The organism is Prevotella herbatica (assembly GCF_017347605.1).
Lineage (GTDB): Bacteria > Bacteroidota > Bacteroidia > Bacteroidales > Bacteroidaceae > Prevotella > Prevotella herbatica.
In genome coordinates this window covers 713,621-739,471 of sequence record NZ_AP024484.1, presented here as the reverse complement: position 1 = coordinate 739,471, position 25,851 = coordinate 713,621, and the positions used below count along the sequence as shown (strand labels likewise).

Here is a 25,851-nt window from a genome sequence, read left to right as displayed (position 1 = left end):
TTAGCATACTCCAGCATGTAGCGTGCTCACGCAGATATATGTACATTTATTTTGTTTGTATATCTATAATTTGTACCTTTGCATCGAACTAAAAAAACTATATATGAAATTTAAATTATTAATGACAGCAAAGAATAGTGTTTTTACTATTAGTGTTATATTGTTATTGTTGAATGTTTTTACATCTTGCAGTAAAGACGAAGATAGACTCGTAGATAAGCAATTTGCTAATACAGTATGGATTTGTCGTTATCCTGTTCCATATCACAATGTCTATGCAGAGGCTTATGTATTTTTCCGTGACGGTACTGTAGAAGATTATGGATTGGATAGCCATGATAAAATATTGTATCACTATGCAACTTTTAGTTTCAGCCGTATTGATGCAACTCATATTTCGTTTTCAGAAAAAATGAACCCCATTCTTCTAGACGGAGATCATTTTACTTTTTTAGGTGCTGATTTCGATAAAAGCTCTTATCGTCCAGAAGATTTGGCTTAGTTGTTAATAGCTGAGGAAGAATAACGTATGATTGTGTATAATGAGTTTTTGTATGGAAAAAGTGTTTATATTCTTATTTGCATTTTATAACTTTACACCGAACTAAAAAAAACAATATATGAAATTTAAAATCTTAGTTGTAGCAAAGAAGTTTGCTTTTACGATTAGTCTTATATTGACATTGTTGAGTACCTTTACATCATGTAGTAAAGACGATGACGGTGTTGTAGACAAGGAATTTGCCAACACAGTATGGATTCATCGTTATTCATCTCCGCATGATGATGCTTATGCAGAGGCCTTGGTATTTTACAGTGATGGTACAGTAAAAGAGTTTGGATTGGATAGCCATGATAAAATAATTGATGAATATAGTACTTATCGTTTCTTTCGTATTAATGTAAATCATATTTCGTTTTTAGACACCGATACGAAAGGGTATCTTGTAGATCATAATCATTTTACTTTCTATTTTAATGACTACTACAAAAGTTCTTATCATCCAGAAGATTTGGCTTAGTTGCTAATATAAGAGCAATCGTAAAATATTAAATGCAGTGTCTAGTTATTTAAACGACCTATTCTCCCGCAGATGCCGCAGAGAAAGACTGTTAAGACACTACAAAGACATGTAGTTCGTGCAGTTTGCAGTTTATCTGCGTGAATCTGCGTAATCTGCGGGAGATAATGCCATTCACGTTGATATAATAAATTTGCGAGGGAACACGCTTGTACATTCCTTGCTCTTCCCTTATATGTTTAAACAGCCAAATCTCCCGCAGATCCACGCAGACGAAATAATCATACTTATATCTGTTGTACTTTTAATGCTTGTTTAATAAGGATTATATAGATTTAGAAGATTCATTCATTTTCGGGTAATCAGTATAACCTTTTTCTCCAGGAGTATAATAAGTATCTTTATCCGGTGTATTAAGTGGCGCATCTACTTTAAAACGTTCCACTAAATCAGGATTCGCAATATAAAGTGTTCCAAAAGCTACCAAATCAGCATCGCCAGATGCTATAACTTGATTGGCTGTTTCTTTTGTGTAACGAACGTTTGTGATGATAGTGCCTTTATAAAATTTACGGAAATGCTTTGCAACCTCTTTAATTGCTAAGTCAACTTTTGAAACATCCGTGAATGGTTCTGTAAGATGGATGTATGCTAATGGGTAATCATTTAATCTAGTGATCACATAGTTATACAACTCTGTAGTTTCATCATCAACTTCAATGCCCATCATACCGTGAAGAGCAGGATTAAAACGAATGCCAACTCTTGAAAGATCAACCACTGTTTTTAGTTCGTCAAGTATTTCAAAAATTATGCGAGCTCTGTTTTCTATAGAACCTCCATACTCATCAGTTCTATGATTTGAGTTTTTATGTAGGAATTGCTGTAGCAAGTAGCCGTTTGCACTATGTATTTCTATTCCGTCAAAGCCAGCTTCAAAAGCATTGAGTGCAGCTTGTTTGAAATCATTTACGGTTCTTTTTATGTCGGCAATGGTCATTTCACGTGCTTCTACCGTATCTTTAAAACCTTCAAAAGTAAATACTTGTTGTTTAGGATTAAAGGAAGATGGAGCAAGTGGTTTGTTTCCATTCTGTAAATCGGGATGCGACATAGCACCTGTATGCCACAATTGGGCAAAGATAGTTCCACCCTCTTCATGTACAGCCTTGGTGGTTAATTTCCAACCTTCAACTTGCTCTTTTGAATAAATGGCTGGCACATTGATGTATCCAACCCCTTCAGGACTAATAAATGTTCCTTCGGTAATTATCAATCCAGCAGATGCTCTTTGCTTGTAATATTCAGCAATGAGTGGTGTGGCTACATGACCTTCATTATCAGCTCTGGAGCGAGTCATAGGAGCCATTACTATTCGATTTCTTAATTGTAACCCATTTAAATCATAGGTATCAAAAATTGTTTTGTTCATAATCTTATTTTTTAAATTACTTAATGTTGCAAAATTAATATCAAAGTCAGTTATATCAATTATACATAAACGGGAATATATTATACATTTTACGGATAAGTATTAAAAGATGGTTTTGAAATATAAAAAAAATACAATATTACATCTTAGTTGTAGTCTAAGTGTTATTTCGTAACGATGTGGTTACCAAGGCATAAGTTATAGTATGATCCAACTAACCTGACTGATATATATTGGCAAGTTAGAAAAAAACTAGTAGAAACTAAAGAAAGAAAATGAAATTAACACTAAATTAACGTGCATCTTTCAAATTTTCTCCTTTTTGTTTATTTGTCGTTTTAATCGTATCATAATTTGGATCTGACGTTATTCCTTTAACCATAGTAAAAACGACGTCAATAAGTAGTTCTTCATCAATTTAGGAGTGAGATCCCTCATGAATGACCTTGGCTCTGCATTCGCGGGCAAGATATATTTGCGTGAACGGCATTGTCTCCCGCAGATTTATTGTATCAACATGAACAGCATTGTCTCCACTATGTGGTAACTGTCTTTTGTCTGCGTGAATCTGCGAGAGACATTTGAGGTTTCTTATTTGTAAATTGATTGAGTACGCTTATGTGAATATTCTCTCGCAGATAGCGCAGAGGAATGCAGTAGGCTGCATTATTTCGCAGAGAAAGACAGTTAGTTGCTGGTGTAGTTTTGGGGCTTGTCTGCGATTATCTGCGGGAGAATCGGCTGTCAAAACTTGCAAGACATCAATGTGAGAACCAAAAGAAAATATATTTATCTTTAATAACGTTGCTGTTGTGTCTCATCGCCTTAGCTTACTGATAGCAAAACACCGATTGAACTGTCACAAAAGTGCGGGTTGACATGCCACAAAAGTACCGAAAAACAAGTTCCACTCCGTGAACAAGACTTGATGATTGTTATGACTGGTGGTCGATGGTGTACATTCGACTAGATGGGGGGCAAGGTCTGGTAGACAAGTAGTGTGAATGAAGACTTATGAGCAATAACGAGCCGCTATTTTATAAATAATATTAGCTGCACTCAACATAGCTCAAGCTAGCTCTGCTCTCACTTGCAATCCTGTATTTTGTCTACAATAATGCATCGGCTATTGACAGGAGTCTGTTTTAGACTGATTTATAGCATACCTTTGTCTATACACCTTTCATCTTTTTTAAGAATCCCACCTTTGTTAATCGCCTTGAGTGTTGTAACTTTGTGTTTTATTTTTAAAATACTTTTTATTATGTCATTATCATTTTCACAGTTTGCAGTGAGATGTTCGGCCCAGCTAGAGGCAGATGGACGTTTCGCCACTGCTCGTCTTTATCGTAACGCACTGAAGTCATTCACAAATTACATCCGTCGCAGCGAAGTTCAATTTACCGACTTAACCCGTAAGCGACTTGTTGCCTATGAGCGTGATCTTCGCTATCATAACTACTGCCCCAACACGATTTCTACCTATATGCGTATGCTTCGTGCTATTTATAACAAGGGTGTGGATGCTGGATATGCTCGCTTTGTTTTCCGCCTTTTCCATGATGTCTATACAGGTATTGATATTAGCCGTAGACGTGCTCTCGACGCTAAGGATCTTAAGACCCTTCTCTGTGCCAATATAGAGCAACCAGCACTTAAGCGTACCCAAAAGATTGCGGCATCCTTATACAGTCTGTGCGGCATGTCATTCGTTGACTTTATGAACATTAATTTCAGTAGCGTCAATAGTGGAGTCCTCACTTACAACCGTCATAAGACAGGCACTAGTATAAGCATCTCGGTGATGAAAAAAACAATGAAGATCGTGAATGACTTGAATATGCCTAGGAGTGACATGCGTACCGCAGAAGGTTATCGCCGCTACCAGTCTCGCCTCCGTTATTTCAACTCATGTATATCGCGTCTTGCCGCCGCTCTTGGCATCACTCGCCGTGTTTCCTCATATACGCTTCGCCATTCATGGGCTACGGCGGCCCTTCGCAACCATGTTCCTGTGGAACTTATTAGTGCGGCTCTGGGGCACCGAAGTATCAGAACCACACAGATATATCTAGGTGGTTTTAGTGCGGCTGAAATTGGTGCTGTAAACAGCAAAATATGCCGATATCTTGTCGCTGTATAGTATAAAAATCTAGGGGAAAAAACAGCCGTTACTTCACAAGTAACAGCGTTTGTTATTTGACTACAAATGTATATAAATTTTTACAAAGACGTATGTGTTTTTACATAAATTAACTACAAAACAAATAAGAATGTAAATTAAAGGACATAAGTTATCTTAATGAGTTCTTTTTAAACACATTTTAAACTTTCATATAATTTTCATTCGTTGTTGTGTGCTAACCTTATAAAGTGCGCAAAGGAGATCTTGTATCGTGTTTTTCGTCCATTTTTATATCGTTTACTCCGAATTCGTTCTGTTACTTGTGAAGTAACAGAATTCTAAAACAATAGAATATATAAATGCAATCCCTGAATTAATCACTATCCGATTTAGGTGAGCACTTGGTAAAGACTAAATTGAAAATGTTATCTCTAATATATAGAACAAACAACAGTTATCATAAAACATGTATACTGGCGGATTTCCTAGATGAATATAACAACGATGCTTAATCGCATTAAATACGATATAACTTAAATTGAAGGCCTGTCATGGTGCTGCAGCAGCGGTATCGTGTTTTTTTAAGATTCGTGAGAACCGCGGCCTAATCTTAATATTACTTGAATTTTGATAGAAGTTTGATTCTATCGTTCCCTGTTTATATGAGTCGTTTAACAGGGTTATTCACACTAGAGAGTGTGTACTCCGAATGCCTTTCCCCGTGAGGGGGAGAGGCTTTTTTAATTAGCCAATATGATATTCATTAGAAAGGCAAGATAACAATAGTGACTGATACAAGGAATCTATTCCTGATCTTTTGCTCTTTGTAAAGCCTCTATTTTAAGTTGTGCTGCGATTTTCTTAGCCTTCACGTTTACATCTTTGATGTCCTTCTTTCTGTAATAGCTTCTTGCTCCGTCACGGTCGCTCAAAACGAGTGAGTCGTCGCCAAGATAATCAATGTTGCAGGTATCGTTCTTAGGATTTATTGTAGTAATGGTGTTATTCTTGTTGAATACAGGAGTTGCACTCACAACAACAAGTTTGCCATTCCAAATATGCCAACTAGTGAAATATCCTAACTGAGGATATACAACAGGACTTTCATCTTCAAGTGAACTCTGCGAACTAACATATCCAACGCTTTGTGCAGTCCATTGTCTTCTAAGCCAGAATCCATATTCTCGAGGTACAAGATAAGTCTGTTTCACAGAGTCTGGCATATCTTTCATTATACGCTTCTGCAATTTCTTGCTCATGTTCTCGTAGTTGCGCATCTTCGGCATGACCACGTAGCACCATATACCTTTTAATTCATCTAGATTTACAACTTCGTCGGCAACATGCTTATCAGATTTATTCAATACAACACCAATCCAGTCTCCCACATGTATGCTTCCAAGCACACGCTTTTTGTTGTGAGCGTCAATGATATCATATTTTATTGGGTCGCTCCCATCGTTAGGAAGTAGTAGGATTGTAGAGTCGTTGCAGCCTTCGCAAGCTAGTCCGTAGACAGTCTTATCACCTGTCATTTTCATTTCATCATTAGTATGTCCCGACATAGGGTCAGGCTTGTTGCTACCCTTGTTGCTGCATGCTGTGGTAGACAACAAAACAGCTGATATGATAGCGAATAATTTTGATTTCATAACATTACAAATTTTGTGCAAATATAAGGGAATAATTGTAAAAAATGGATGTAATGGTGGTGTTTTTGGAAATTTTTATCTAAATTTGCACGCTGATAAGCACCAGGGTTCTGTTTATATATGGAACTATGGCAATTCCTTATCTGTTTTTTATATAAAAAATCAACTATAAAATATAATATGGGAAAGAAAATTCAGTTCAGTCTCGTTTATAGAGATATGTGGCAGAGTTCAGGTAAGTTCCAGCCTCGTAAGGATCAGCTTGAGCGCATAGCTCCTGTTTTTATTGAAATGGGTTGTTTCGCTCGTGTTGAAACTAATGGTGGTGCTTTCGAGCAGGTAAACCTCCTTGCTGGCGAAAATCCTAACGAAGCTGTACGTGCTTTTTGTAAACCTCTTAACGAGGCAGGTATAAAGACTCACATGCTTGACCGTGGTCTTAATGGACTGCGTATGTATCCAGTTCCAGATGATGTTCGTGCACTTATGTATAAAGTAAAGCATGCTCAGGGAACAGATATCACTCGTATATTTGACGGTTTGAATGATGTTCGTAACATTATTCCTTCAATAAAGTGGGCTAAGGAAGCTGGCATGACAGCACAGGGTACTCTGTGTATCACAACCTCTCCTGTTCACACATTGGAATACTATTCAAAAATAGCTGATCAGCTTATTGAAGCAGGTGCTGAAGAAATATGTCTTAAGGATATGGCAGGTGTTGGTCAGCCAGCACTTCTTGGTAAACTGACAAAGGCTATTAAGGATAAGTATCCTGAGATTATTATAGAATATCACGGACATTCAGGCCCTGGTTTGTCTATGGCTTCTATTCTTGAAGTTTGTAACAATGGTTGTGATATCATTGATACAGCTATTGAGCCATTGGCATGGGGTAAAGTTCACCCAGATGTAATATCAGTAATCAGCATGTTGAAAAACGAGGGTTTCGATGTACCTGAGATCAACATGAACGCATATATGAAGGCTCGTGCCCTTACTCAGGAATTCATTGATGAATGGCTTGGATATTTCATCAACCCAGCAAACAAGATTATGTCTTCTTTGCTTCTTGGTTGTGGACTTCCTGGTGGTATGATGGGTTCTATGATGGCTGACCTTGGTGGCATTCGTCAGACTATCAACAACCTTCGTAAGAAGAAGGGTGAAGATGAAATATCTCTTGACGACATGCTTGTGAAGCTCTTCAATGAAGTTGAATATGTATGGCCACGTGTTGGTTATCCTCCATTGGTAACTCCTTTCAGTCAATATACAAAGAACATCGCATTGATGAATCTTCTCACAATGGAGCAGGGTAAAGGTCGCTTCGTGATGATGGATGAGTCTATGTGGGGTATGATTCTCGGTAAGAGTGGAAAGATTCCTGGAACAATTTCTCCAGAGTTGATTGAATTGGCTAAGAAGCAGGGACGTGAGTTCACTGATGCTGATCCTCATACATTGTTGACAAATGCTCTTGACGACTTCAAGAAAGAAATGGACGAGAATGGATGGGAATATGGTAATGACAATGAGGAACTCTTTGAACTTGCTATGCATCCAGAGCAGTATCGCAACTACAAGAGCGGTCAGGCTAAGAAAAACTTCCTTGCTGACTTGCAGAAGGCTAAGGACGCTAAACTTGGTGCAAAGACAAGTCCTGAAGAGGCTGCTGCATTCAAGCACGCTAAGGCTGATGCTATCGTTGCTCCTGTAAAGGGACAGATATTCTGGGAATTCCAGGGTGAAGGTGAAGCTGCTCCTGCAGTTGAGCCATATATCGGCAAGGAATACAAAGAAGGTGATGCTTTCTGCTTCATTTGTACTTCATGGGGTGAATTTGAGACAATCAATGCAGCTCTTGGTGGCAAACTAGTAGAAATCAACGCAAAGCAGGGAACAAAGGTTAATAAGGGTGATGTCATCGCTTATATCCAGCGTCCTGAAGCATAATAGAAAATATTATCATTTTTTATATAGAGGGGATTGGGCTATGCCCTTTCCCCCTTTTTTAACTAATAGCTATGGATTATCAGAGTATTATAGATAAATATTATAATGAAGATAACAAACTTCGTTATATATTCATGACTCACAGCAGCCTTGTAACAAAGCGTGCGCTGAAAATTTGTGACTTGCATCCAGAACTGAATCTCAACCGTAGATTTGTTGAGGAGGCTGCAATGCTTCATGACATCGGTATCATAAAATGTAATGCTCCTGGGATATATTGTTTCGGAAATGAGCTATATCTGATACATGGAAGAATAGGTGCTGAGATGATGCGTGCTGAGGGATATCCTGATCATGCCCGCATTTGTGAGCGACATACCGGAGCAGGAATAGGAAAGGAAGAAATAAAAAGACTTGGGCTTCCACTTCCGTATGAGGACTTTTTGCCAGAAACAATGGAAGAGAAAGTGATATGTTATGCTGATAAATTCTTTTCAAAAACTCATCCCGAAGTAGAGAAATCTATAAACGAAGCAGAGAAAAGTCTCGCTAAATTCGGCAAAGATGGCTTAAAGCGTTTTAAGGAATGGGAAATGATGTTCGAATAAGGTTTAAAAAACAAAAAACTAAAGGCTAAGAACAGAAAACTAAAAAGTTATTATTATCTTTGCAGACTGAATGAGGAAAATTTCGTTTATAGCAATTCTGTTGCTCGCTGTCATGTTTGTTATGGCGGGTTCTAACTTCCAATTATTTAAGAGGCACAAGAAATTGGCCTCTGTAGATTCAATGGCTGTAAACGATTCTGTTAAAAGAGATTCACTCGGTCGTGCTATTATCGATACAACCAAGATGGACTCTCTGCAGTTGGCTATCTATCATCACAATAAATTGGTTGATGACTCTATCCATCTTGATTCTTTGAATAAAAAGAAAAAAAACGGTATTGATGCTCCTGTAAACTTCTCGGCAAACGACTCTATGGTGTATGACGCACAGAAAAAAGTGGCGCATCTCTATGGATCTTCTAATGTGAAATACGAGACGATGGACCTGAAGAGTGAGAAGATAGCTCTGAATATGGATAGCAGCATTGTGCATGCAACTGGAGTCTATAAGGATTCTACGAAAGAACTTACAGGAACTCCTACATTTGCTATGGGATCGGATAATTACGAAAGTGATACCATGGCATTCAACTTCAAAACAAAGAAGGGACTTATTCGCAACGTATATACCCAGCAGCAGGAAGGCTTTCTGCGAAGCGAACGATCTAAGCGTAACAACAACGGCGAAATATTCATGCAGCATGGACGTTACACGACATGTGACGAGAAACATCCAGACTTTTATTTAGCACTATCGCGTGCAAAGGTACGTCCTGGTAAGGATGTGGTTTTCGGACCAGCATATCTTGTTGTTGCGGATGTTCCGTTGCCATTAGCTATTCCTTATGGATTTTTCCCTTTCTCGAAGAGTTACTCTAGTGGTTTTATAATGCCAACGTATGGTGATGAAAGTACTCGAGGTTTCTATCTTCGTGATGGTGGATATTATTTTGCCATGAATGATAAGTGGGATTTGAAGTTACTTGGCGAAGTTTATACGAAAGGTTCATGGGGGATAAGTGCTGCAAGTAATTATAGACAGCGATATAAATTTAATGGTAGCTTTTATCTTAGTTATCAGGACACTCAGACTGGTGATAAGGGCATGCCGGATTATACACGTCAGACAAGTTTCAAGATTCAATGGAGCCATAGGCAGGATGCAAAGGCTAATCCCTTTAATAGCTTGTCGGCAAGCGTGAACTTTGCAACATCCAGTTATGAGCGCAACAACATGGGAAGTTTGTACAACCCACAGACGATGACACAGTCAACACGTACATCTTCTGTAAGTTGGAGTACAACATTCTCTAATATCGGACTTTCTTTGAGTAGCACTGCTAACTTGAGCCAGAATATGCGTGACTCAAGTATCGCGATGACACTACCTGACCTAAATATCAGTCTCAGCCGTTTCTACCCATTTAAGCGTGCTCATGCAGTAGGTAAGGAACGTTGGTATGAAAAAATTTCAATGAGTTATACTGGTCAGGTTAGTAACTCTATCTCTACAAAAGAAGACAAACTGTTGAAATCTAGTCTTATCAAGGACTGGAAAAACGGTATGCAGCACCAGATTCCTGTAAGCGGTAATTTTACGTTGTTCAACTACATTAATATCAATCCGTCTTTCAATTTCACCGACCGTATGTACACTAATAAGGTTATGCGTTCGTGGGATGCGAAGGCACAAAAGGAAGTTGCTGATACAACGTATGGATTCCATAATGTATATAACTGGAACCTCAGTGTAAGTGCAAGTACAAAGCTATATGGTTTCTGGACACCAAACCGAAAGATTTTCGGTGATAAGATACAAACGATACGTCACGTGCTCACTCCAACAGTAAGTTTCAGTTATGCTCCTGACTTCGGTGCTTCTAGATATGGATATTATGATACCTATCAGCGTACGAACTCTGATGGTTCTGTAGATTTAGTACAGTATTCTCCATATAAGAATGGATTGTATGGTGTTCCGGGACAAGGAAAAACAGGAAACATTAGTTTCGGTCTTGACAATAATATTGAGATGAAAGTAAAGTCAGACAAAGACTCTACAGGATATAAAAAGTTGAGCATCATTGATAACCTTGGTTTTAGTATGTCATATAATATGGCTGCTAAGGAGAAACCTTGGAGCGACTTGTCTATGAATATAAGGTTGAAATGGTGGAAGAACTATACATTCAACATGAATGCAGTGTTTGCCTCTTATGCTTACGAGCTTGATTCAAAAGGAAATCCTTATGTAGGAAATCATACTTATTGGGGAATGGGCAAGTTTGGACGTTTCCAGGGTATGTCACAGAACATATCATACACATTGAATCCTGAAAAGATAAAGAAATTGTTTGGCGGTGGTGACGATACCAAGAAGGATGATGACAAGAAGAAAAAGAATAATGACGAGGAAGGTGTAGATACAGATATAGAGTCAAATGTTGACGAAACGATGATAGACGGTCAGCGCAAAGCAAAGAAGAAAAAAGATACTAGTAAGGCTGCGACAGATGATGACGGATATATGATGTTTTCTATGCCATGGTCACTTACATTCGGATATGGTATCACTATGCGCGAGAATACTTCTGGTACATTCAATACAAGTAGTATGCGTTATCCTTATAAGTTTACGCAGACTCTTAACTTCAGTGGAAACCTTCGTATCAGTGAAGGTTGGAACATCAGCTTCTCGTCTGGTTACGACTTCGAAAATCATGGTATCAGTATGACAACAGCAAGTTTGCAGCGCGATCTTCACTGTTTCAATATGAGTTGCTCTATTGTGCTAGCTCCTTATACAAGCTATAACTTCACATTCCGTTGTAATGCAAGCACCCTTACGGATGCATTGAAATACGATAAGCGCAGCGGATATAGCAATGCTGTACAATGGTATTAATATATAATATGTCTAGATGATAACAAAAGACAGTATAGAATCAGCCTATTGCTTTTTTCATCAGAAGTGGAATATATATTCAAAGTCAGTAAATGAAAGTCAGAAAGACGACATTGAATATGCTATAGGTAATTATGCCAACGAAATGAATCGCGAATTATATGCTGAAATGTCTAAAGGAAAGAATGGCTTTCTGTTGGAACATTCGACATTCGCCGAGGATATTACTGATGCGATTGCCTATTTAGAACCATTGCTTTAGAATAAATGTGATGGAGTAAAGACTTGATGAGAACACTTCCTTGTTCTGTGTTATATATACTTCTCTATGGCTTTATTCATTTGTAGACATTTCTTTATTTAGTCTTAAATAAAGAAAGATATTTTTACTTTTTCCCCTGTGTCAAACAGTAAATGATGTTACTGTTTTGAACGGTATTACTTTGTTCTTAGATTGGAAATCTAAATCTGTGTTAATGTAGCATGATGCATTGCGGAAATAAAATAAAATTATTATCTTTGCAAAAGAAGATAAAATAAATTATAATATAACTATAACCAGAAAATGAGAACTGTTTACGAATTCTCTGTCAAAGACAGAAAAGGTAAAGATGTATCACTAAAAGAGTATGCCAACGAAGTGCTGCTCATTGTTAATACTGCGACTAAGTGTGGATTCACTCCACAATATGAAGAGCTTGAAAAGCTTTTTGAAACATATCATGCTCAAGGATTTGAAATATTAGATTTCCCTTGCAATCAGTTTGGTCAACAAGCACCAGGAACAGATGAGAGCATTCATAATTTCTGCAAGTTAAACTACGGAACAGAATTCCCACGTTTCAAGAAATTGAAAGTGAATGGTGAAGATGCTGATCCTTTATATAAATTCATGGAGGAACAATTTGGATTTGCTGGTTGGGACGAAACTCACCCAATCTATCCTGTACTTGACAAGATGCTTTCAGAGCAAGATCCTAACTATAAGGAAAATCCAGACATCAAATGGAACTTCACAAAATTCCTTGTAAACAAGAAAGGACAGGTCGTAGCAAGATTTGAACCAACAGAAAAAATAAGCAATATAGCAAATAAAATAGAAGAACTATTAAAAGCTTAGTTTATGGAATATACAAAATGTCTTATCATCGGTAGTGGTCCTGCAGGATACACTGCAGCTATATATGCCGGACGTGCAAATTTGCAGCCAATAGAATATTGCGGAATGCAAATGGGCGGTCAGTTGACACAGACGACTATCGTTGAGAATTTCCCAGGATACCCACAAGGTGTTGACGGTAACCAGATGATGATGGACTTTCGCGAACAGGCTCAGAGATTTGAAGTTGACTTGCGGGATGGTGAAATCGTAAAGGCTGACCTAAGCAAGAAACCTTATATCCTGACAGATGACCGTGGGGTGGAAATTGAAGCAGAAAGTGTGATTATCGCTACTGGTGCCATCGCAAAATATCTGGGACTCGATGACGAGCAGAAATATATGGGGCAGGGCGTAAGTGCATGTGCCACATGTGATGGTTTCTTCTATCGCAAGAAAGTTGTTGCCGTTGTTGGCGGTGGCGATACAGCTTGTGAGGAGGCTACATATCTTGCAGGACTATGCTCAAAGGTTTACATGATTGTGCGTAAGCCTTTTCTCCGTGCTGCTGAAGTGATGAAGAAGCGCGTTGTTGATAACGAGAAGATAGAAATCCTTTACGAGACAAATACTCTAGGTCTGTTTGGTGACAATGGTGTCGAAGGCGCTCACGTGGTGTTCAGGCAAGGCTTGGCTGATGAAAAAAAATACGATATTGCTATTGACGGATTCTTCCTTGCAATAGGCCACAAGCCGCAGACTGAATTATTCAAGGACTATATAAATCTTGATGAACAGGGATTCATAAAGCTGGAAGGTAAAAACCAGATGACAAACAAGGAAGGTGTGTTTGCCGCTGGTGACGTATGCGATCCACATTATCAGCAAGCTATCGTCGCTGCTGGTACTGGTGCTAGCGCAGCCCTTGACGCACAGGAATATCTTAACGAGATCGGAAAATAAACATTCCTGCAAATGTCAATGCACCGTTGGCCATTAGCAACTCGTAACCAAACTTATACCCGGTTGTATGTTGCGTTATCGTATCGATAGCGAAACATATAATCGGGCTTATTATTGCTATATATGGCACCATGTGGTCGTTGGTCTTTCGCTTAGTAAGCAATCCAAACGCAAAAAGTCCCAACAGAGGTCCATAGGTGTATGAACATAGTATGTAAATGGCATCTAACACACTGGTAGAATTGATTACCTTGAATACCAAGATAAAGAGAACAAACAACAAAGCTACACCAAAGTGAGTGATTTTGCGCAGGCGCTCGTCTTTATCACGTTCCATAATATCTACACACCAACTTGTTGTTAGCGCTGTCATGGCACTGTCTGCACTAGAAAAACTAGCGGCTACAATTCCTATCGTAAACAATATAACGACAACCGTACCAAGACTTCCTGAAGCTGCAAACATTGGTAACAAATTATCACTCATCGCAGGTAAGGCAATACCTTGTTTACTTGCAAGCATCATCAATAGTATGCCAAGCGAAAGAAATAAAATGTTTGCAGGCAGAAAGGCAAAACCGTATGTGCACATATCTTTCTGAGCATCACGTAAAGACTTACAGGTAAGGTTTTTCTGCATCATGTCTTGATCAAGACCTGTCATTACTATTACAACAAAGATACCACTGATAAACTGTTTCCAGAAATTCTGCCGTGATATAAAATCGTCGAATACAAACACTCGGCTATGAACATTCGACGCAATAGCGCTGATAGCCTCACCAATATTCATATTCAGCGATGTGATGACATTATATATAATAAGGATTAAAGCCACAAACATGCACAATGTCTGGAAAGAGTCTGTCCATACCAATGTTTTTATACCGCCTTTGCGAGTGTAGAGCCATATCAAACCAACCATACCCAATACCGTTATAGGAAAAGGTATTCCCATGGAATCGAATACAAACTTCTGCAGAATTATGCACACGACATAAAATCTTACGGCAGAGCCAATGAGTTTTGAAAGTAGAAAGAACGATGCACCTGTCTTATATGAGCGTTGCCCAAGACGAGAATTAAGATAACTATATATCGTGGTAAGATTTAGTCGATAGTATACTGGTATAAGGATGAACGCTACAGCAATGTATCCGAATATAAATCCGATACACATCTGTAAATAAGTCATGTCGGTAGTTATAGCCATACCAGGAACACTGACAAACGTAATTCCAGATATAGAGGCTCCAATCATACCGAAAGCAACCATATACCAAGGTGAACGTCTGTCGGCACGATAGAAAGTCTCATTATTCGCTTTTCTGCTTGTAATTCTACTAAATAAAAGTAATATGCAAAAATATGCAAGTATGGTGAATATAATTATCATAATGGGTGCAAAATTACTAAAAAAGCATGTAAACATACAAAATAGCGATTTCTTTTTTGTACCTTTGTGAATAGAAATAGAGACAAAATCGTAACAACAAATACTTTATCATGAGACAGAAAAGATTCATCCTTCAAGAGAATGAAATTCCAACACATTGGTATAACATTCAGGCAGATATGCCTAACAAGCCTCTGCCACCACTTAATCCGGCAACACATAAACCTTTGGATGCCGATGACCTGAGCCATATCTTTAATAAGGAATGTTCAAAACAGGAACTGGATATAGAACATGCATGGATAGAAATACCAGAGGAAGTGCGTGAGAAGTATACTTATTATAGATCTACTCCTCTAGTAAGAGCTTATGCATTTGAAGAGGCTCTTGGAACTTCTGCACATATTTATTTCAAGAATGAAAGTACAAACCCACTTGGTTCACATAAGATAAACTCTGCGATTCCGCAATGCTATTACTGCAAACAGGAAGGTGATACGAATGTAACAACTGAAACTGGAGCAGGGCAGTGGGGAGCAGCATTAAGCTACGCTGCAAAACTGTACGGACTTGAAGCTGCTGTATATCAAGTAAAGATAAGTATGCAACAGAAGCCTTATCGTTCTGCAATTATGCGCACTTTTGGTGCAACGGTAGAAGGCTCGCCATCTATGAGTACACGCGCAGGAAAAGATATCATAACTCGTGACCCTAATCATCCAGGTTCTTTAGGAACAGCTATAAGCGAGGCTATAGAACTTGCTACCACTACTCCAAATTGCAAATACACTCTTGGCTCTGTACTGAATCATGTAGCATTGCATCAGACAGTTATAGGTCTTGAAGCTGAGAAACAAATGGAAATGGCGGGTGAATATCCTGATACTGTGATAGCATGTTTTGGTGGAGGAAGTAATTTTGGCGGTATCGCATTTCCTTTTATGAGACACAACATTAAAGACGGCAAGAGAACAGAGTTTATTGCAGCTGAACCAGAAAGCTGTCCAAAGCTTACACGTGGAAAGTTTGAATATGATTTCGGAGATGAAGCAGGTTATACACCTTTATTGCCGATGTTCACTCTTGGGCATGATTTCAAGCCCGCTAACATACATGCAGGTGGTTTGAGGTATCATGGAGCTGGTATGATAATTAGTCAGCTTATACGAGATAATTATATGCATGGTGTAGATATTCCTCAATTAGAGAGTTTTGAGGCTAGTATGATTTTTGCACGTGCCGAAGGTATAATCCCAGCACCAGAGAGTGGTCACGCTATAGCTGCGGCAATAAGAGAGGCAAAGAAAGCCACGGAAGAAGGTAAGGAGAAGGTTATCCTTTTCTGTCTTTCAGGTCATGGATTAATAGATATGACAGCCTATGAAAGTTATATTAATGGTGATCTTCAGAACTATAGTATAACCGATAGTGAGATTGAAAAGAATCTTGAAGATGTTCCGCAATTTGATATCAATGAAATTGAGAAATAATAGTAAGTAACATATACGAGACAAGCCCAGTCACATAATTTGGCTGGGCTTGTCAGTTCTAAAAATTATAATTAAAAATTCAATTAGTCGTATGAGTCACATTTCTATTAGTCGAAAAAATTGATACCAAACAATATCAGATGCCATATATTGGCAAATAACTTGTTCTCGTAAATAGTACATTTATTTACTTGAAAGTCAATTTAATAGGGGGGAGTGAATAAAACAACTTTTAAAATGACATGGGCAAAAAATAAAGCGTTCACACGTTCTACATGTTTGCCCTTAATTTGTCATTTTAACCTGTCTTCGATTGACAGGATTCAAAATCAAACAATGACTTGTATGAAATTGTATGATTTTGAACGAGTTAATCTATTCGCATTAAACATTTCTCTTCTTATGTTATATTTCCTGATGTGATTTCGATATTTAAAAAACATCTTTATCATTTATTTTTTAGCTTGATTAATAAAGTTGCGAATGATACTATATATAATTATTAATTGTAACGTTGCAAAGATAAAATATTAAATTTAAAGGTCCTACTCAAAATGTTAATAATTTATGTATCGTTTGTTGTTAGTTTATCCTTATGTGTAATTTGCTTGATTTTATCGCTAATATTCTATCTCAAGTTAATAAAACAGGGGTATATGTTTAAGCATTTACACATCAAAATATTAAACTTCAAACAAAGGTGGACAAATTGGTGGACAAAAAAGTAGAGCATTTTTGTCCACCAAACTATACTATTCGATATTTTGTTATGTATATTACAAATATTCAATTACATGTTTTTCAACATATTTCTTAATATAACAACCGCATCTCCGACGGTAGGTATATTATTTACGCTTAACAGACGTCTAGTTGCAACTTGCCTAAAATCACATCTACGTGGATTTCTTCCTACATAGTTAATAACAGCAGAGAAAGTGCTACTTTGGTAATAAGCACTTTCTAGATTGCTCACAAACTGCATATTCATCTTTCCTTGCCTTAGCATGATCTTCTCACAGCCTAGACGTTTACCAAGTCGACGAAGAGTTACAACCTGCATGAGTTCCTCTCCCTCCTTTGGAGTTTCACCAAATCTATCGATAATTCGTTTCCTGTATAGTGCCAGTTCATCATCGTCATTGATGCTGTCGAGTTCACGATAAAGTAGCATTCGCTCGCTGCTTCCAGGAACATAATTGTCGGGGAAATACATCTCTAAGTCGCTTTCAATAGCACAATCTTCAACAAATTCATCACCAGTGATATTGTTGCCTTCAGCCATTTGTTGGGCATAGACATCCTGAAATTCATCATTCTTCAGTTCAGTTACAGCCTGACTAAGAATTTTCTGATATGTCTCATATCCTAGATCTTCCATGAATCCGCTTTGTTCTGCGCCAAGAAGATTACCGGCTCCACGTATGTCAAGATCCTGCATAGCAAGATTAAAGCCACTTCCTAAATCAGAAAATGTCTCAAGAGCTTCCAATCTACGGCGTGCTTCAGATGTAAGTACACTCTTTGGGGGCGCAAGAAGATAGCAGAAAGCCTTTCGGTTGCTGCGTCCAACTCTGCCGCGCATCTGATGAAGGTCGGAAAGTCCGAACCGATGTGCGTCATTTATTATTATTGTATTGGCATTACTTATGTCTATACCGTTCTCAATAATAGTTGTTGACAGCAAGACATCATAGTCGTAGTTCATAAAGCCGAGAAGAATTTTTTCGAGTTCTTCTGGTTTTATTTGTCCATGACCTATGGCAATACGGCAATCTGGTACATATTTATGTATAAGGTTGGCAATCTCTTGTAAGCTGCTAATACGGTCGTTCACAAGGTAAACTTGTCCGTTACGACTCATTTCAAAGTTAATGGCATCTGCTATAACTTCGTGACTGTATGTTGCTAATTCGGTATGTATTGGATATCTGTTTGGCGGCGGAGTGCGTATAATGCTCATGTCACGTGCCCCCATTAAAGAAAATTGCAATGTACGCGGTATTGGTGTTGCAGACATTGTGAGTGTATCAACATTGGTCTTTAACTTACGAAGTTTTTCTTTTGTAGATACACCGAATTTCTGTTCCTCATCAATGATAAGGAGACCTAAATCATGCCATTTTACAGAACTGCCTATAAGTTTCTGCGTTCCAATTAATATATCAATCTTACCGGATTCTAAATCTTCGAGTACCTGTTTCGTATGTTTTGTGGAACGTGCTCTTGATAGATACTCAATTCTGACAGGCATGCCTTTAAGACGACTCAGGAATGTTTGATAATGTTGATAAGCTAATACAGTTGTAGGTACAAGTATTGCAACCTGCTTACTGTCACATGCGGCTTTGAAAGCTGCGCGGACTGCAACTTCTGTCTTTCCAAAACCTACATCACCACAAATAAGTCGGTCCATAGGACGTGCGCTCTCCATATCACTTTTGACATCTTGTGTTGCCTTGCTTTGATCTGGAGTGTCCTCGTATAGGAAGCTAGCCTCAAGTTCATGCTGCATATAACTGTCATTACTATATGCAAATCCTTTTTCATGTCGGCGTTGAGCGTATAGTTTGATAAGGTCACGTGCAATATCTTTGATGCGTTTCTTGGTTCTTTCCTTAAGTTTGTCCCAAGCTCCGCTTCCAAGAGTGCTAAGACGCGGAGGTTCTCCTGTATCACTGCGTCTATATTTGCTTATCTTATATAGTGAGTGGATGCTCACATCTACCTTGTCATTATGTTGGTAGATGATGCGTATAACCTCTTGATAGCTGTTGCCTGCTGGTACACGTACAAGACCACCAAACTTACCAATACCGAAATCTATGTGGACAATGAAGTCACCAGGTTCCATTTCCTGAAGTTCTTTCATCGTGAGAGCGATCTTTCCTGTTCTAGCACTATCACTCTTCAGGTTGTATTTATGGAAACGGTCAAATATCTGATGATCAGTGAAGAGACATATTTTTAAATTGGAATCGGAAAAGCCCTCATGGATAGTTTTATTCACAGGCTCAAAGACGATTGAATTTGCTTGTGGCGAATCCATATCGGCAAATATGTCTTTTAATCTTTGTGTCTGCTTTTCACTATCTGCAAGTATATAAAGTTTAAAACCTTTAAGAATATAATCCTCAAAAGCTTGCGTTAGTAAATCAAAGTTCTTATGGAAAAGTGGTTGCGGCGTGATGTCAAACGCTATGGATGCATCACGAATAGCTGTGTTTTGCGAAGAATGCTTCACTGCAGACTTAACGTTTGGCCCAAATTCAATACGACGGAACGCTGCTGCATCTTCTGTAAATTGGTATGGACTGACAAGAGACTTGTCACGATTAAGTTCATTCACAATTTGCTTTTGTTCAACCTCTGTAGCACCTTCAAGTCTATCGGTAAGAGCCTGTGAAGAGAAACCGTCTTTGTATATCCGTTCTATGACATCGTGGATATACGTGAAGTCCTTCATGACAAGAAATGTGTTGTCGGGGAGGAATTTCAGAAAAGAAATCTTCTCAGAGGTCGTATTCATAAGTTCTGGAACAACCTCTATGCTGTCACGTTTATCTTTTGATAACTGGTCCTGTACTTCAAAAGTACGGATAGTATCTATTTCATCTCCAAAGAAATCTATACGTAAAGGATATTCACAACTAAAAGAATATACATCCAATATGCTACCACGAACGGCAAACTGTCCTGGTTCGTAAACATAGTCAGTCTCTGTGAATCCATATTCACGCAATATATGTTCTACATCAGTTATGTCGATATTCTGTCCTTTCTTCAAGGATAATCGTCTTTCGTCAAGTCGTTTTTTAGATACAACTAACTCTGCTAAAGCATCTGGATATGAAACAATGAACAGCGCTTCGCTTGTGTTGTTACGTGCGGCGACTTTGGCTAGAACTTCTGTACGTAGTATCTCATTTGCACTATCGCGTTGCCCATGCTTGGCAGCACGTTTATATCCAGAAGGGAAAAACAGTACATTGTCTGACTCAATAATTTGCATGAGGTCATGATACAAATATCCAGCCTCGTCAGCATCTTGCAGTATAAATAAAAAAGTATTGTCTAGTTTGTCTGAAAATGCAGAGAATATTACCGGAGTTGCAGAACATGACAATCCCTTCAAAAAAATATTACCGACGGTATTATCTTTAAGTAACTTCATCAAAGCTCCAATCTGAGGAGCTTTACCATAAATATTTCTTATTTCTTTAATGTCCAATTCTAGTCTTTTAACTTGGGATATTTACGAAGCCAGCCATCAAGTCTGAGACGCATAACTCCGAAAAAAGCTTCGCCAAAAATACCACCGTTCATTTTACTCACTCCTTCACGACGGTTAACGAATATTACAGGAACTTCTTTAATCTTAAATCCTATCTTATAAGAAGTGTATTTCATTTCTATCTGGAAAGCATATCCCTTGAAACGGATATCATTCAAAGATATTGTTTCGAGTACACGTCGCTTGTAGCATACAAATCCAGCTGTAGTGTCATGAACTTTGAAACCAGTAACAATGCGTACGTATTGGGATGCAAAATAGCTCATCAGCACTCTGCCGATAGGCCAATTCACAACGTTTACTCCGCTCACATAGCGTGATCCAACAGCAACATCGTTGCCTTCATCATGAGTAGCTGCATATAGACGTGGTAAATCTTTAGGATCGTGGCTGAAATCAGCATCCATTTCAAAAATATAACTATACTCGCGATTCAATGCCCATTTGAAGCCTGCAATATAAGCAGTGCCAAGTCCTTGTTTCCCCTTGCGTTCAATGATAAATAAACGGTCAAAGAATTCTGTATCAATTAGACGATGCACAATATCGGCAGTTCCGTCAGGACTTCCGTCATCAATTATAAGAATATGAAAACATTTTTCAAGACTAAATACGGAACGTATAATATTTTCAATATTCTCTTTCTCGTTGTATGTGGGAATAATTACGATAGAATCACTTTCATGCATAGCTATTCAATATTTTAATATTTTGCAAAGATAGTGCAAGTTGTGAGAAGAACAAAATAAATAACAAAGTTTTTATTTTATTGGTCTGGGTTTTCAACAAAGCCTTGGTATTCAGGAGAAATGGCACTCATTACTGCTGCATAGCTCTTATCCATTTGGTTCTTAACATTCTCTGGTCCTTTACCGATTGGTGCAATAGGCTTATGGATAGTGAGTTTAAGTGGATGCCAGAATATCCAGTACTTATCTTTCATGCGTGGCTTAACATCAAAACTTCCGTTTATTGTCAATGGTACAACAGGTAACTGAAGATCGTCGGCAAGCATAAAAGCACCACGACGAAATACTCCCATGTGACCTGTAAACGTACGTGCGCCTTCTGCAAAAACGACCAACGACATACCTTCTTTCAATATAGAACGTGCCTGATCATAAGTAGCCCTTATCTTTGATGGACCACTCTTGTCGACAAAAATATGATGAGCATATTTACATGCGGTGCCAATCAAAGGAATTTTGCCAATACCTTTTTTCATCATCCATTTGAAATTTCTTCCAAGAAAGCCGTATATCAAGAATATGTCAAAAGCTCCCTGGTGGTTTGCTACAAAAACATACGACTGTTTTGGATCAAGATTCTCACGTCCTTCAACCTTAACAGGAAGAAGAAGTATTCTTATCCACAACCAAGACCACCATTTACCAGGATAGTATCCCCAGAAATGTCCGTTACCTAGCATGCAGCCTATAACTGTTACTAATGATGTGAAAATGCTGTCAATAATTAATATCGGCAGACAGATAAACAATTGGTAAAGTCGATAAAGATATTTCATATTGCCTTAATGTTTTATTTCTTTATTTTCAATGTTATGACAGTAATTTCTGCTGTTACACCAAGTCTGAAAGGAAGCAATGCACCTATTCCGCTTGTTACATATAGATAGCGACCTTGTTTTTCATAAAGCCCGCGATCATTTGGATATACGAAAGCTGTAGGACGCAATCCGAATATGCTGATTTGACCTCCATGTGTGTGACCGCTAAGTGTTAACGCAGCATTACTTTTTGGTAATATTCTAGATTCCCATGTCATTGGATCATGTTGCATAAGTATCACACAATCGTTTTTCTTTACTCCTCTCATCGTCTTTTTCATATCAGACCTGTCAGGAAAACGTCCTGTTCCACAATTGCCTTCGCCTGCTATGATAATAGAATCTTTGTGATTTGCAGAATAATATGCTTTATGTTCATTGTTTAGAAGCTGCCAACCTATTGATTTTTCGTATTCACGTAATTTACGCTCGTTTGCTGCTTTTTCCTGTGGTGTCCCAGTTTGGTACATGCTATAATCATGATTTCCAAGTACACTATAAACAGGTACATTCGTGTTTTTTGCTATTCGTGATAGAAGGTTCTTGTAACGATATAGCTCTGAAGGCTGAATGTTTTGTAAATCCCCGGCAAAGCAAATGATATTAGGTTTGAGAGCAGATATTGTGTCAATGTCACGTACTAAGCAGTCTTCCATGATATTGTGGAATGAGTTAATGTGAGCATCTGAAAATAAAACTATTCTCAGTCCGTTAAAACTTTGTGGAAGTCCCTTGATGGGTATATCAACATTTACGACTTCCAATTTTCGTGGTCCGATAGTGAATCCGTATATAATCATAATGACAGAAACTACAGAAAGAAGTATTCCTATGATGTTTCCCCAATTATGAGGCGTTTTATGTTGCACGCAGTGTCTCCAACCAAGAAATGAGCATACTGAAAATATCATTTTTGGAACTGTAAATATTCCCAATATCATTAAGTATCCCACTAAAATCCGCATATCGTCAGGAGCGAATTTCTTACTAAATGTAAAATACAGGCTAACTATAATTATAATTGTGGCTGGTGTCCACCACACAAGTCTTTTCCATAGGTTGTAATTTTTCCTATGTCTTAGATAGTGCATGTCTATATACAAGTCGGGGAGCACTAGCGCCAACATTATCAAAAATATTATTTTTGCTATCATTATTCAATAAAATATAAATGCTAAAACATTATGCAAATTTCAAAAACTTTTTCACTAATTCTACGGGTATGCCTCTTCTGTTTGCATAATCAACAATCTGGTCATTGCCAATTCTTCCCAAATCAAAATATTTGCTTTGTGGATGCGCGAACATGAAACCGCTTACACTTGCATGGGGAGTCATCATTCCACTCTCGGTAAGTCTTATTCCTATTCCTTTCATGTCAATGATGTCGCTGATAATGAAATTGAGACTGGTGTCTGGTAATGAAGGATAACCAACAGCTGGTCTTATTCCTTGATATTCTTCATTATGAGTCTGCTTCATTGTAAGCTCTTCATTAGGAGCATATCCCCAATATTTGCGTCTTACTTCTTCGTGCATTCGTTCTGCAGTCCCTTCTGCTAATCTATCTGCAAGCACTTGAGCCATCATTCGCTTATATTCATCATTGATGTATTTTTTCTGCAATTCAGCGTCTACTGTTGTTGCAAATACACCAACATTATCTTTTATGCCAGTTGAAGCTGGGCGTACAAAATCCGTCAGACATAAATTTGGCAATCCATCAGGGATAAGTTTCTGCTGTCTGAGCATTGGAATTCTAATGCCGTTTAATATCAAATCATCGCCATCACTGTTTGCATCAAGAATCTCAAATACAGCATGAGTATAATATTTACCATACCATTCATGCAACATCTGCTCGGCATCACCACGAAGCTTCATCTTTTCTGCTTCTGGTTTGCCGTTCATGTTCCATGCATGATAGAAATAAATCCAGTTTATGTATGGTTCTATATCCTGTATGTTATAATGAATGGTCATCTTTTTCTAATCAATCGGCTAAACATTGAATGCAAGAGCTTCACCTCTGCTGTCATCTATAATGTTATCGTTATCATAAACAATGTTACCGTTGCATATCGTTGTCTTAACCTTATTATTATAAATATGTCCCTCCATAGGACTCCATTTGCATTTGCTTTGTATTATGTCTTTTGTCACTTCCCATTTACACGACGGTTGTATCACTACGATATCAGCCTTATATCCTGTACGAAGGAATCCGCGTTTGTTTACATGAAAAAGAGTTGCTGGATTATGGCACATTAGTTCAACTATACGTTCAATAGAAAATATGCCTTCGTCAACAAGTTCAAGCATAGTGACAAGTGAGAACTGAATCATAGGCATACCAGAAGCCGCTTTACAGCATCCTCCTTGTTTGTTTTTGAGCTCATGCGGTGCATGGTCTGTACCTATAGTAGTAATTCTTCCGTCATTTAAAGCTCTTCTTATCTCATCTCTGTCATGTTTCGTTTTTATAGCAGGATTGCATTTTATCAGTGCGCCTAAAGACTTATAAGCTTCATCGTAAAAATAAATATGTGCTATTACCGCTTCTGCTGTTATTTTATCATCGTATCCGAAAAGTTCAAGCTCACTTGCTGTTGTAACATGTGCAACGTGCAGTCTGGTGTTATACTTTTTTGCGAGGTTTACGGCTGCTGATGTACTTTTATAACATGCACGTTCACTTCTTATCAAGGGATGCATTGTTATATCAGGGTCGTCATTTTCCTGTTTTGCCACATTCATGTTAGCATTTATAATATCGGTATCCTCACAATGAGTCATCAATATGATGTCGTTTTCAGCGCAAGTTTTGAATATGTTATTCAATGACTCAGTCTTGTCAACAAGCATATTACCTGTACTTGCGCCCATAAAAAGCTTTATGCCAGGAATCGTATGGCGGTCGAGCGACTTGAATGTTTCGGCATTTGATATTGTTGCTCCATAGAAAAAGCCGTAATTTACAAGACTATTTTTCTGGGCGATGTGTAATTTATTATTAAAAGCTTCAATTGATGTCGTTTGTGGAGAAGTGTTTGGCATATCAATATAGGATGTAACACCACCACAAGCTGCAGCTCTGCTTTCGCTTTTTATATCAGCTTTGTCAGTTAATCCTGGTTCGCGGAAATGCACATGGTCATCAATGATTCCTGGGATAACAAAACACCCCGAGGCGTCTACGATCTTGTCGTAGGCTCCGCGGGGAGTTTCACCTTCAGCATAGACTCCGGATATAATATCATCAGTGATTACAATGTCGCCCAATACAGAGCAACCTTCATTTACTATTGTTCCACTTTTTATTAATATTCTCATCTTTAAGGT

Annotated in this window: 19 protein-coding genes; 10 read left to right on the top strand and 9 right to left on the bottom strand. The window is 38.2% G+C overall.

Annotation, left to right across the window (positions count from 1 at the left end; genetic code table 11):
* The first annotated feature begins 103 nt into the window (after positions 1-103).
* Entirely contained in the window at positions 104-502 is a 399-nt protein-coding gene (locus prwr041_RS02830) for a hypothetical protein (RefSeq protein WP_207154814.1), read from the top strand.
* Between the two features lie 118 nt (positions 503-620).
* A complete protein-coding gene (locus prwr041_RS02825) occupies positions 621-1,022 on the top strand; it encodes a hypothetical protein (RefSeq protein ID WP_207154813.1) in 402 nt (133 codons plus the stop codon).
* 325 nt (positions 1,023-1,347) lie between these two features.
* Here the strand turns inward: prwr041_RS02825 and prwr041_RS02820 are convergent, their stop codons facing one another.
* Positions 1,348-2,454 carry an alkene reductase gene (locus prwr041_RS02820; RefSeq protein WP_207154812.1) on the bottom strand — a complete coding sequence of 369 codons (1,107 nt, stop codon included), beginning with the start codon at positions 2,452-2,454 and terminating at the stop codon, positions 1,348-1,350.
* 1,264 nt (positions 2,455-3,718) lie between these two features.
* On the opposite strand from prwr041_RS02820, the gene prwr041_RS02815 reads away from it, so the two are divergent.
* Entirely contained in the window at positions 3,719-4,597 is an 879-nt protein-coding gene (locus prwr041_RS02815; protein ID WP_207154811.1) for a tyrosine-type recombinase/integrase, read from the top strand.
* A 785-nt stretch (positions 4,598-5,382) separates the two neighbouring features.
* Here the strand turns inward: prwr041_RS02815 and prwr041_RS02810 are convergent.
* A complete protein-coding gene (locus prwr041_RS02810; protein WP_207154810.1) occupies positions 5,383-6,231 on the bottom strand; it encodes a lipocalin-like domain-containing protein in 849 nt (282 codons plus the stop codon).
* Positions 6,232-6,411: 180 nt separating this feature from the next.
* On the opposite strand from prwr041_RS02810, the gene prwr041_RS02805 reads away from it, so the two are divergent.
* The 6 genes from prwr041_RS02805 (at position 6,412) to prwr041_RS02780 (ending at position 13,762) form a co-directional block, all read left to right on the top strand.
* Positions 6,412-8,187, top strand: coding sequence for a biotin/lipoyl-binding protein (locus prwr041_RS02805; protein ID WP_207154809.1), 1,776 nt, complete (start codon positions 6,412-6,414; stop codon positions 8,185-8,187).
* 71 nt (positions 8,188-8,258) lie between these two features.
* The gene (locus prwr041_RS02800; RefSeq protein WP_207154808.1) at positions 8,259-8,795 is read left to right on the top strand and encodes an HDIG domain-containing metalloprotein; all 537 of its coding nucleotides are present in this window, start codon (positions 8,259-8,261) and stop codon (positions 8,793-8,795) included.
* A gap of 70 nt (positions 8,796-8,865) precedes the next feature.
* Positions 8,866-11,700: a putative LPS assembly protein LptD gene (locus tag prwr041_RS02795; protein WP_207154807.1), complete on the top strand. Its 2,835-nt coding sequence runs from the start codon at positions 8,866-8,868 to the stop codon at positions 11,698-11,700.
* Between the two features lie 16 nt (positions 11,701-11,716).
* Positions 11,717-11,962: a hypothetical protein gene (locus prwr041_RS02790; protein ID WP_207154806.1), complete on the top strand. Its 246-nt coding sequence runs from the start codon at positions 11,717-11,719 to the stop codon at positions 11,960-11,962.
* 303 nt (positions 11,963-12,265) lie between these two features.
* The gene (locus tag prwr041_RS02785; protein WP_207154805.1) at positions 12,266-12,820 is read left to right on the top strand and encodes a glutathione peroxidase; all 555 of its coding nucleotides are present in this window, start codon (positions 12,266-12,268) and stop codon (positions 12,818-12,820) included.
* 3 nt (positions 12,821-12,823) lie between these two features.
* Positions 12,824-13,762: an NAD(P)/FAD-dependent oxidoreductase gene (locus prwr041_RS02780; protein ID WP_207154804.1), complete on the top strand. Its 939-nt coding sequence runs from the start codon at positions 12,824-12,826 to the stop codon at positions 13,760-13,762.
* Here the strand turns inward: prwr041_RS02780 and prwr041_RS02775 are convergent.
* Positions 13,743-15,158: a sodium:solute symporter gene (locus prwr041_RS02775; RefSeq protein WP_207154803.1), complete on the bottom strand. Its 1,416-nt coding sequence runs from the start codon at positions 15,156-15,158 to the stop codon at positions 13,743-13,745. The two genes, prwr041_RS02780 and prwr041_RS02775, sit on opposite strands and share 20 nt — an antisense overlap.
* A gap of 110 nt (positions 15,159-15,268) precedes the next feature.
* On the opposite strand from prwr041_RS02775, the gene prwr041_RS02770 reads away from it, so the two are divergent.
* Positions 15,269-16,648 (top strand): TrpB-like pyridoxal phosphate-dependent enzyme, encoded by a 1,380-nt coding sequence (locus prwr041_RS02770; protein ID WP_207154802.1) that lies wholly within the window; start codon positions 15,269-15,271, stop codon positions 16,646-16,648.
* Positions 16,649-17,438: 790 nt separating this feature from the next.
* Here the strand turns inward: prwr041_RS02770 and mfd are convergent.
* The 6 genes from mfd to prwr041_RS02740 form a co-directional block, all read right to left on the bottom strand.
* A complete protein-coding gene (gene mfd, locus prwr041_RS02765; RefSeq protein ID WP_394370813.1) occupies positions 17,439-20,822 on the bottom strand; it encodes a transcription-repair coupling factor in 3,384 nt (1,127 codons plus the stop codon).
* Positions 20,823-20,881: 59 nt separating this feature from the next.
* Entirely contained in the window at positions 20,882-21,631 is a 750-nt protein-coding gene (locus prwr041_RS02760; RefSeq protein WP_207154800.1) for a polyprenol monophosphomannose synthase, read from the bottom strand.
* A 77-nt stretch (positions 21,632-21,708) separates the two neighbouring features.
* Positions 21,709-22,467, bottom strand: coding sequence for a lysophospholipid acyltransferase family protein (locus tag prwr041_RS02755; RefSeq protein WP_207154799.1), 759 nt, complete (start codon positions 22,465-22,467; stop codon positions 21,709-21,711).
* 14 nt (positions 22,468-22,481) lie between these two features.
* The gene (locus prwr041_RS02750; RefSeq protein ID WP_237072290.1) at positions 22,482-23,420 is read right to left on the bottom strand and encodes a metallophosphoesterase; all 939 of its coding nucleotides are present in this window, start codon (positions 23,418-23,420) and stop codon (positions 22,482-22,484) included.
* Between the two features lie 271 nt (positions 23,421-23,691).
* A complete protein-coding gene (locus prwr041_RS02745; protein ID WP_207154798.1) occupies positions 23,692-24,492 on the bottom strand; it encodes a vitamin B12 dependent-methionine synthase activation domain-containing protein in 801 nt (266 codons plus the stop codon).
* An 18-nt stretch (positions 24,493-24,510) separates the two neighbouring features.
* The gene (locus tag prwr041_RS02740; protein WP_207154797.1) at positions 24,511-25,842 is read right to left on the bottom strand and encodes a dihydroorotase; all 1,332 of its coding nucleotides are present in this window, start codon (positions 25,840-25,842) and stop codon (positions 24,511-24,513) included.
* Positions 25,843-25,851: the final 9 nt, after the last annotated feature.